The 9,313-nt window shown below is 70.5% G+C and carries 10 protein-coding genes; 8 read left to right on the plus strand and 2 right to left on the minus strand.

Going from position 1 to position 9,313, the window contains the following annotated elements; genetic code table 11:
* From HY703_00360 to HY703_00395, 8 genes are all read left to right on the plus strand, one after another.
* Nucleotides 1-178, plus strand: a 178-nt coding sequence (locus HY703_00360; GenBank protein MBI4543631.1) for a M24 family metallopeptidase, incomplete at its 5' end; no start/stop codon positions are given.
* Between the two features lie 45 nt (nt 179-223).
* Nucleotides 224-1,195 (plus strand): histone deacetylase, encoded by a 972-nt coding sequence (locus tag HY703_00365; protein MBI4543632.1) that lies wholly within the window; start codon nt 224-226, stop codon nt 1,193-1,195.
* A gap of 158 nt (nt 1,196-1,353) precedes the next feature.
* A complete protein-coding gene (locus HY703_00370; protein MBI4543633.1) occupies nt 1,354-2,205 on the plus strand; it encodes a methyltransferase domain-containing protein in 852 nt (283 codons plus the stop codon).
* Nucleotides 2,202-3,200 carry a magnesium/cobalt transporter CorA gene (corA, locus tag HY703_00375; protein ID MBI4543634.1) on the plus strand — a complete coding sequence of 333 codons (999 nt, stop codon included), beginning with the start codon at nt 2,202-2,204 and terminating at the stop codon, nt 3,198-3,200. Before HY703_00370 ends, corA begins: the two co-directional genes overlap by 4 nt.
* A 199-nt stretch (nt 3,201-3,399) precedes the next feature.
* Nucleotides 3,400-4,611, plus strand: a complete 1,212-nt coding sequence (locus HY703_00380; protein MBI4543635.1) for an aminopeptidase P family protein — start codon at nt 3,400-3,402, stop codon at nt 4,609-4,611.
* The gene (locus HY703_00385; protein MBI4543636.1) at nt 4,608-5,327 is read left to right on the plus strand and encodes a GvpL/GvpF family gas vesicle protein; all 720 of its coding nucleotides are present in this window, start codon (nt 4,608-4,610) and stop codon (nt 5,325-5,327) included. The genes HY703_00380 and HY703_00385 overlap by 4 nt, the downstream gene beginning before the upstream one ends.
* 12 nt (nt 5,328-5,339) lie before the next feature.
* Complete coding sequence (gene priA, locus HY703_00390) at nt 5,340-7,784, plus strand: primosomal protein N' (protein MBI4543637.1); 2,445 nt, start codon at nt 5,340-5,342, stop codon at nt 7,782-7,784.
* 133 nt (nt 7,785-7,917) lie between these two features.
* Nucleotides 7,918-8,496, plus strand: a complete 579-nt coding sequence (locus tag HY703_00395; protein MBI4543638.1) for an HNH endonuclease — start codon at nt 7,918-7,920, stop codon at nt 8,494-8,496.
* Between the two features lie 94 nt (nt 8,497-8,590).
* On the opposite strand, the gene HY703_00400 is transcribed toward HY703_00395, so the two are convergent.
* Nucleotides 8,591-8,977 (minus strand): response regulator, encoded by a 387-nt coding sequence (locus HY703_00400; GenBank protein MBI4543639.1) that lies wholly within the window; start codon nt 8,975-8,977, stop codon nt 8,591-8,593.
* 146 nt (nt 8,978-9,123) lie between these two features.
* A partial coding sequence (locus tag HY703_00405; GenBank protein ID MBI4543640.1) for a hypothetical protein occupies nt 9,124-9,313 on the minus strand: 190 nt, incomplete at its 5' end.

Raw genomic sequence — 9,313 nt, forward strand, 5'->3', positions numbered from 1 at the left:
GAGCGAGGTTGTGCTCGAGCCGGGCATGAGCTTCAGCAACGAGCCGGGCATCTACCAGTACGGCAAGTTCGGCGTGCGGCTGGAGGACATCATGGTCATCACGGAGACGGGCGCGGAGCTCCTTACCCCGCCGGCGACCTCGCTGGATCCGGCGGCGGTGGCAGTCATGTCGCCTTGAGCCGCTCTGTCTCTGGCCGGAGTCGTTGATGGCCCTGTCCCCGAGATGTCCTACCTGACCGCCTTCGTGCTCCACCCGGACTGTGCCCTGCACGACACGGGGTGGGGTCACCCGGAGCACCAGGGGCGCCTGCCGGCGATTCTCAACGCGGTCTACGCCGATCTGCCCGAGCTGATGGAGGTCATGCTGCAGCGCGAGCCGGAGCCGGCGCAGGTCGAGGAACTGCTGCGGGTACACACGCCCGAGCACGTCGAGCGGGTGCAGCGCGCGGCGGAGCAAGCGGCGTCGGCGGGGCGGCAGGTGTATCTGGACTCCGACACTCCGGTCTCGGGCGCCTCCTGGCAGGCGGCGTTGGCGGCCGCGGGCTGCGCCATCACCGCGACGGGGCTGGTGCTGCGGGGCGAGAGCGCGACCGCCTTTGCCGCGGCGCGGCCGCCCGGCCACCACGCGACGGCGGACCGGGCCATGGGGTTCTGCGTGTTCAACAACGTGGCGGTGGCAGCGCGCTGGGCGCAGGCGCAGGGGGTAGGCCGGGTGCTGATCGTGGATTGGGATGTCCACCACGGCAACGGCACGCAAGACATTTTCTACCAGGATCCCTCGGTCTACTACCTGTCGCTGCACCTCAGCCCGCACTACCCGGGGACCGGCCTGGCCGTGGAGCGCGGCCGGGGGCCGGGCGCGGGCAGCACGCGCAACGTGTCGCTTGCGCCCGCTACCGTGGCCGCGGCGTACCGGCGCGAGTTCGAGGCGGCGGTGGACGCGGCCTGGGCCGAGTTCTCGCCCGAGCTGGTGCTGGTCTCGGCAGGATTCGATTGCCTGGCCGGCGACCCGCTGGGTGGGCTGCAGCTCGAGCCCCGCGACCTGCACGCGCTCACCCGCTCGCTGCTCGAGCGGGCCCGCACCACTGCGGGCGGCCGGGTAGTGGTAGTGCTGGAGGGCGGGTACGTGCCGAAGCGCGTGGGGCTCGGGGTCGTGGATGTGTTACGCGCGCTGGCTTGCCTGCCGCCCAAGTGATCGGCGGCCGAATGCGACCGTACTTGCGATTCGGCCGCTAAGGATTGACCGGCCGAACGCCGGGTTTCTACATTGCGCATCATGCGGCTCCCGCAGCAGCGCTCCTCTCCGGCTGTGCGTGTGGTGGAGGCAACGCCCGCGTACGCGGCGGCGTGGCCATGAGCGATCAGCCGGCCGGCCCCGGTGCGGGCGACGACCTCCTGCTCGCCCGGAGCCCCTCGATCCTGGCACTGGCGCGGCTGAGCCACCGGCTCATGTTCCCGCTGGGCGGGGTCGAGCTGTACCGGCACTTTGCTCGCCTCGTCTCGCTAGGGCCGCAGCAGGAGTTCGTGATTGTACCCTGCGGCCGGGGCGCCAGCGCGCAGTTTCTGGCCGAGCTTACTTCCGCGGGTGGCGCGGGCGCGGATCCCGATGCGGAGCTGGCCGATTCCGCGGCGGCGCGGGCGGGGCAGGCCGGGCTTGGCACCCGGCTTCACTACCAGCACGCCCCGCTGGAAGACTTGCCGTATAAGGACGATGTCTTCGATGTATCCGTGGGCGAGATCGGCCTCTCGGCCGCGGCTGATCCGGCCGCCGCGGTCCGCGAGCTGACGCGCGTGACCAAGCCCATGGGCTCCGTGGTCCTGATCCAGTTGGTGTGGACGCGCCACATCCAGCCGGAACGGCGGGAGGGGCTGTGTCAGCGCTGGGGGGTGCGGCCGTTCCTGCTGGTCGAGTGGAAGCAGATGCTGCGCGAGGCCGGGGTCGTGGAACTGTACGTCGAGGACTGGTCGGATGGTGCGGCCGTGCTCTGGCCGCACCTGGGCCTGCGCTGGCTGGCCGAGCTGCTCTCGCTGCCCGACCGGCTGGCCATGCTCTACGCGGCGCTCCGCCGCTGGGGGTGGCGCGGTCTTCGCGGCGTGATCTCCCTGGAGAAAGAGGTACGGCAGACGGTGGCGCGGGAACGGGTGCTGGGCGTGTCGCTGATCAAGGGAACCAAATGGCAGGCGCAGCCAGGCTCCGCCCCGTGACGGCGGATGACGCGCCGGGACCTACCAGCTATTTCCTGGATAGCGCTGGCGCAGTGCGCCGGGACTTGGGGCGAACGGCACTGGGCGAGGCGGTCCGCGGTGGGAAGGGTCCGCTGTGGGTCGATATCGATTCCCGCCGCGAAGAGGAGTGGTCGCTCCTGGCGGAGCTCTTCCACTTCCACCCGCTGGCCATCGAGGACACCCGCTCGCCGGACTGCCGGGTCAAGCTCGAAGAGTATGAGGACCACCTCTTCGTCGTCATGCGCGGCGTCCGCTTCGCCACCTGGACACCCGCGCCCTACGACATCGACCCCATCAACCTGTACCTTTTCCTGGGGCCGCACTACGTAGTAACGGTGCAGGCCGAGCCGCTCGAGTCGACGCGCAGCGTGGCGGAACGGCTCGAGGCGGCGCCCGAAGTGCTGCGGCGCGGCGTGGACTACATCGCCTACATGATCCTGGACACGCTGGTCGACTTCTATTTCCCGCTGCTCGACCAGGTGGATAGCTTCGTGGACGAACTGGAGGACGACGTATTCGAGCGCAGCGGTGAGCGCACCATGCAGGGGATCTTCGAGCTGAAGCGCACGTTGCTGGCGCTGCGGCGCCAGCTCGCGCCCATGCGTGAGGTCGCCGCCTCGCTGGCCAACCGGCCGAGCCGCTATCTGCGCCCCGAGACGCAGGTGTACCTGCGCGACGTCTACGACCACGTGGTCCGGCAGCTCGAGTCGGTCGAGACGTTCCGCGACCTCGTGGCCGGCGTCATGGAGACGCACCTGTCGGTCATGTCCAACCGCATGGGCCAGGTGATGAAGTCGCTCTCCGTCGTGGCCACGCTGATCCTGCCCGCCTCGCTCGTGGCAGGCATCTACGGCATGAACTTCGAGGCCATGCCCGGGCTCCACAACCCGTACGGCTTCTGGATCTCGATGCTGGCGATGTTCCTGGTTTCGGGGGGGCTGCTGTACTACATGAGGCGGAAGGGGTGGTTGTAGGAGGAAACGGGTCCCGGGCTCGGGCTCCGCGGCGGCTGCGCCGCCGCTCGGCTCGGGCTCCGGGCCTTCGGCCCTGAGCTCGGATGTAGAACGCCTCAATCCGAGCCCGCCTCCAGCGCAGCGGAGCCGGAGTCCCGTGTGGCTAGGTACAGATGCGCGGGAACGGGAACGGGAACGGGAACCAGGATGAGGGACCTTCATGGCGGACAACACGGGCGGGGATAGCTTCGGGCGGCTGCGCGCCCAACTGCCGGAGATCCAGGTGGCGCTGCGCGAGCTGGGGCTGGACGGCTGGTTGCTGTACGACCTGCACGCGCGCAACCCGGTGGCGGGCGGGCTGCTCGGGCTGGGCGACCTGACGCGTCGCTACTTCGTGCTGCTGCCGGCGGCGGGCGAGCCGCGGGCCGTGGTGCATGGGATCGAGGAGGCGCCGTGGCGGTCGTGGCCGTGGTCGCGCCAGCGCTACATCGGCTGGCGCGAGCTGGACGAGGCGCTGCGCGGACTGTTCGGCGGTGCCGGGCGCGTGGCCATGGAGATCTCGCCGGGCGACAGCGTGCCCGCCCTCGACCTGGTGCCCGCGGGCGTGCTCGAGCTGGTGCGTGCGGCGGGCGCTCAAGTCGTCTCCTCGGGTGAGCTGATCACGCGGTTCCATTCGCGCTGGAGCGCGGAAGGATTGGCCTCGCACCGGCGGGCGAGCGTAGTGCTGGTCGAGGTGGCGCGGGCGGCGTTTGCGCGGCTGGCGGCTGCCGCGGGCACCGCTGACGAGATGGGCGAGGGCGAGCTGCGTGCGTGGGTGCTCGATCAGCTTGCCGCGCGCGGCTGCGGCAGCGGCGCGGACTGCATTGTCGCGGCGGGCGCGCGTGCGGCGGATCCGCACTACCAGCCGGAGGGGCGGGGCGCGCCGCTGCGACGGGGCGACGTCGTGCTGCTGGACCTGTGGTCCAAGGAGTCGGAGCGGGCGATCTACGCGGACCAGACGTGGATGGCCTACCTGGGCCCGGCTGTCCCCGAGCGCGTTGCCAACCTTTGGGGTGTGGTGCGCGACGCCCGCGATGCCGCGGTCGCCTTCCTGCGCGAGCGCTGGCGGGCGCGGCAGCCCGTGCAGGGGTATGAAGTCGACGACGCTGCTCGCCGCGTCATCGCCGGGCGGGGTTACGGCGCCGCGTTCATCCACCGCACTGGCCATTCCATCGACCAGGCAACCCATGGAATGGGCCCCAACATGGACAATCTGGAGACGCACGAGCTGCGCCGGCTGATCCCGGGCATCGGCTTCTCGATCGAGCCCGGAATCTACCTGCCGGGTGATATCGGGCTGCGCAGCGAGATCAACGTCTATATCGGCGAACACGGCCCCGAGGTGACCACGCCCGATCCGCAGGCGGAGATGTTCGCACTGCTGGCAGAATGACACGGCCCGGCTGGCGGCGGCGTGGCCGGCGGGTGGGCGCGGAGGCGCAAAAGGAAGCCGCCCCGCCGGCCGAAGCACCGGCCGCGGCGGGCGCCGAATCGGCGGCACGGGGTGCGCCGACTGGCTACTACTTCTACGGCGTCGTCCGGGCGCGCGGCGGGCCGCCCCGTGCCGCCGCCAACGGCGCGCCGCTTACGGTGGTGCCCTACCGCGACCTCGAGGCGCTGGTCCGGCCGGCCCCCTTCCACCTTCCGTCCCTGGATGCGGAGCACCTGCAGGCGCATCAGCGGACCGTGGAGAGCGTGATGCACCGCGCCACCATCCTGCCCGCGCCGTACGGCGTGGTCTTTCGCGGCCGGCGCGGGCTGATCCGCTTCCTGCAGGAGCAGTACCTGGTGCTGGACGAGACCCTCGCCTTCCTGGAAGGGCATTGGGAGATGCGCCTGCACATTGCGCCTCAGGCGGCGGGGCTCGAGGAATCCGAGGTCGCCGACCTGGCCATGGGTGTCTACGCCGAGCTGCGCCGCTTCGCGCGCGCGGCTGTGCCCTTCCGCGGCGCGGGGCGGCAGAGGCTGAGCGCCGCGTTCCTGGTCGAGCGCTCCGCCTGGATCGACTTCGTCGAGCGCACGGACGACCTGGGCCGAGCGCACCCCGAGCTGACCCTCGAGGTCACAGGGCCGTGGCCGCCTTATGACTTCGTGCGCATGGTCCTCTGAGCCCGGCGCAGCATGCTGATCGACGTCGCACTGCCGCTGCCGATTCCCGGAACATTCACCTATGAGGTCGCGCAGGGCTCGGCCGAGCCGGGTACGCGTGTGCTCGTTCCCTTCGGCCGGCGGCGGCTGGTGGGTTGGGTGGTCGGACCGGGTGCTCCCCCTGCCGCGGGCGGGGTCCGGCCCGTGCTCGAGGTGCTGGATGCCGCGACGACATTGACGCCCGAGCTGTTTCGCCTCTGCCAGTGGATCGCCGAATACTATGTCGCCCCACCCGGCCAGGTGTTCCGCTCCGCGCTGCCCGCGGTGCTGTGCAACGAGGCGCGGCCGCAGCCGCAGCCACGCACGCGCCGTATCCTGCGCCTCACCCGGGAGCTGCCCAGCCTTCAGTTGCGCGAGGAGGTGTTCGGCCGCGCGCAGCGCCAGCGCGAATGCTACGAGGTGATCGAGTCGCTGGGCGGCAGCGCCGAGGTTGCCCACCTTGTCGAGCAGCTCGCTTTCGGCCGGCCGGTGCTGCGGGGGCTGGTTCAGAAGGGGGTGGCCGAGCTGTCCGAGCAGGAGGTCAGTCGCGACCCGTTTGCCGGTGTGACCCCCGCGCCCCCCGATACCGTGGTGCTCACGCCTGCGCAGCACAGTGCAGCCAAGGCGCTGGTGGAGGCGGCCGCGGCCCCGGGGGCGGCAACCCCCTTCCTGCTCCACGGCGTCACCGGCTCGGGCAAGACCCATGTCTACATCGAGTTGATCCGGGAGGTCGTCCTGCGGCGGGGGCGTGGCGCTATTGTGCTGGTGCCGGAGATCGCGCTCACGCCCCAGACGGTCGCCCGCTTCCGCGCCCACTTTGGCGCAACTGTTTCCGTGCTGCACTCCGGGCTCTCCGACGGCGAGCGCTACGACGCCTGGCGCGCGCTGCGCAGCGGCGAGCGGCGTATTGCCGTGGGTGCGCGTTCCGCGGTGTTCGCGCCGGTTCCCGGACTGGGCGCGATTGTGGTGGACGAGGAGCACGAGGCGACCTACAAGCAGGAAGAGGCGCCGCGCTATCACGCGCGCGAGGTCGCGATCATGCGCGCCCGCCTGGCCGGCGCGGTTTGCGTGCTGGGCAGTGCCACGCCATCGCTCGAGAGCTGGCACAACGCGCGCTCTGGCAAGTTCCGGCTGCTGGAATTGCCGGAGCGAGTGGAGGGGCGGCCGCTGCCGCCCGTGCGCATTATTGACCTGCGCCAGAGCGCGGGTGGCCCGCGGGGTGTGGGACACGGCAGCGCGGGGACGCGGCGACGCGGCGACACGGCGACAGAGGGACGCGGCGACACGGCGACGCGGCAGAACGGGGCGGCCTCGATTCCGGCTTTCGAGCCGGCTTCTGCCCGAGTGGCCGGCAGTGGTGCGATTGGGGAGGGCGGGCTCGCCGCGCCGCCGCGTCGCCCCCTCGCCGAATCGGGGCGTGGTAGCGGGCGGGAGGTGCTGAGCGGGGAGCTCCTGGCGGCGATGGCCGACCGGCTGCGCCGCGGCGAGCAGACGATCCTGCTGCTGAACCGCCGCGGCTACTCGACTTTCGTCCAGTGCCGAAGCTGTGGAATCGTGTGGCATTGCGGCGCCTGCAACGTGTCCCTGACCTACCACCGCAGTCGCCGCCGGCTGGTCTGCCATTACTGCTTCCACGAGGAGTCGCCGCCCGCGAGCTGCACCGGCTGCGGCTCGGCCGACCTCTCCTTCCGCGGGATCGGCACGGAGCAGGTCGAGCAGGCGGCGGCGGAGGCGTTTCCGGCCGCGCGCATTGCGCGCATGGACGTGGACACGACCTCGGGCAAGTGGTCGCACCACCAGATTCTGGACCGGGTAGCGCGGGGCGAGGTCGACATCCTGCTGGGCACGCAGATGATCGCGAAGGGGCTGGATTTCCCGGGCGTGACGCTGGTGGGCGTGGTAAACGCCGACGTGGGGCTGGGGCTGCCGGACTTCCGCGCGGCGGAGCGGACGTTCCAGTTGCTGGCGCAGGTGGCGGGGCGGGCCGGCCGTGGCGCGCGGGGTGGCGAGGTCCTGATCCAGACCGCGCTGCCGGGGCACTACGCGATCCGGGCGGCGCTGTCGCATGACTATGTGGGGTTTGCCACGCGCGAGCTGGAGGAGCGGCGTGGGCCGGGATACCCGCCGCACCGCCGCCTGGTCAACGTCGTCGTGAGCGGTGTGTCCGAGAGGGCCGTGCAGGAGGCCGCAGAGGCGGCAGCGTCCTGGGTACGGCGCCTGCTGCGTGGGCGGGATGCGGAGCGGCACGAAGTGGCGGGGCCCGCCCCTTGTCCTATTGACCGCATCCGCGGCCGCTGGCGCTGGCACTTCCTGCTGCGCAGCGCGAGTGCTGGCCTGCTGAGCAAAGTGTGCCAGGAGCTGCAGGGCCGGTTCCCGCCCGGCTCGGCGGGCAGGCGCCCCCGGGTCACCGTGGATCGCGATCCCGTCAGCCTGCTGTGAGACGGGAAAGTCCATTGCAGGAAAGGACTTGGCGCGCTAAACTTGAAGGTGAGGCCCCTTGCACGTTTGAACAAAACCGCTTGCTCGGGCGTAAAAAACGTAGGACCCGCGTGAAAGGGAGAAGGTCGGCCCCATGGGCTGTCTGGCGCTGAATGCATCGTTCGAGCCTCTGGCCATCCTGCCGGTGCGGCGCGCACTGCGCCTGGTGATTGACCGAAAGGCCGAGATCCTGGAGGTCGACGAAGGGCGCGTGTTCCGCTCCGAGCGGCGCGAGATGCCGTGCCCGTCGGTCATCCGGCTCGTCCGCTACGTGCATGTGCCGCGCAAGTTCCGGCGCCAGGTGACGAACACTTTCCTGTTTGCCCGGGATGGCTACCGCTGCCAGTACTGCGGCCGGCACCGCTTGCAGCTCCGCGGCCGCGAGTTCCTGACCCGGGACCATATCGTCCCGCTGTCCCGCGGCGGCGACAACTCCTGGCAGAACGTGCTGACTGCTTGCTCGGCCTGCAACAACCGGAAGGGCCATCACCTGGCCAACGAGGTTGGCATGCACGCGCTGCATGCGGCGGCCGAGCCGAATCATGTCCAGCTCGTTTGGGCCGTGCGGCGCGTCACGCCGGTGCAGGCGAAGTACATCCGCATGTTCTACGGCGCGGACGTGCTGCGCGCTCTGCAATCGACTACCAGCGAAGCGACGGCGCCGGCCGCTTGAACGCAAGCGGACAAGTTGCCAACAGGCTGAAGCCCCGGCAGCTCCGGCTGCCGGGGCTTCTCTCTGCTCCGCCTGTGGCAGCGGGCGTCCGCCGTCACCGCCCCGAATCCAGCCAGTGGCGCACTTTCTCCACCAGGCGGCTGATCTCGATGGGCTTGCGGACGAAGTCGTTCGCACCCGCCTGCAGCGCCAGTTGACGCGCACCCTCCATCGCGGTCACCGCAATAATCGGGATCTCCTGCGTCGCCCGGTTCCGGCGCAGTTCGCGCGTGGCCTCGAAGCCGTCCAGCTCGGGCATCATGATGTCCATGAGAATCAGGTCGGGCTTCTGCGAAGACGCCACCGCTACCGCCTCGCTGCCGTTCATGGCCACGAGAACCCCATAGCCGCAGGCTTCCAGCAAAGCGCGGAGCGCCTCGCGGCTATCGAGATGGTCTTCCGCGATCAGGATCGTCGCGTGATTCCCGGAGCGAAGCTGCATGGTCGCCTGGATTCCGTTCACTTAGCGGGCGGCGTCACACCGGCGGGCGACTCCACCGCAACCGGAAGGGCCACCTCCAGGCAATTTTTGCGCCAAATGTGCAAGGAAAGCCGGGGGTCAGGATGCATTCGTTCGCACCGTACCGCTCACGCGGCGTCTGGATCTGGTCGCCAGGACTGCCGCCATTCCTGCTCCGCCTGCTTGCTGCGCTCCCTGGCTTCTTGCACAATGCGACCGGACTCGCCGCTCTCGACTGGCTGGGGGCCGGCAGGCGGCGCGAGGCGGTGTGTGCCGCGGATCTCGTAGGCGAAGAGCTTGGCGCGCAGGTCGCCCAGC

This window comes from Gemmatimonadota bacterium (assembly GCA_016209965.1).
Classification (GTDB): domain Bacteria; phylum Gemmatimonadota; class Gemmatimonadetes; order Longimicrobiales; family RSA9; genus JACQVE01.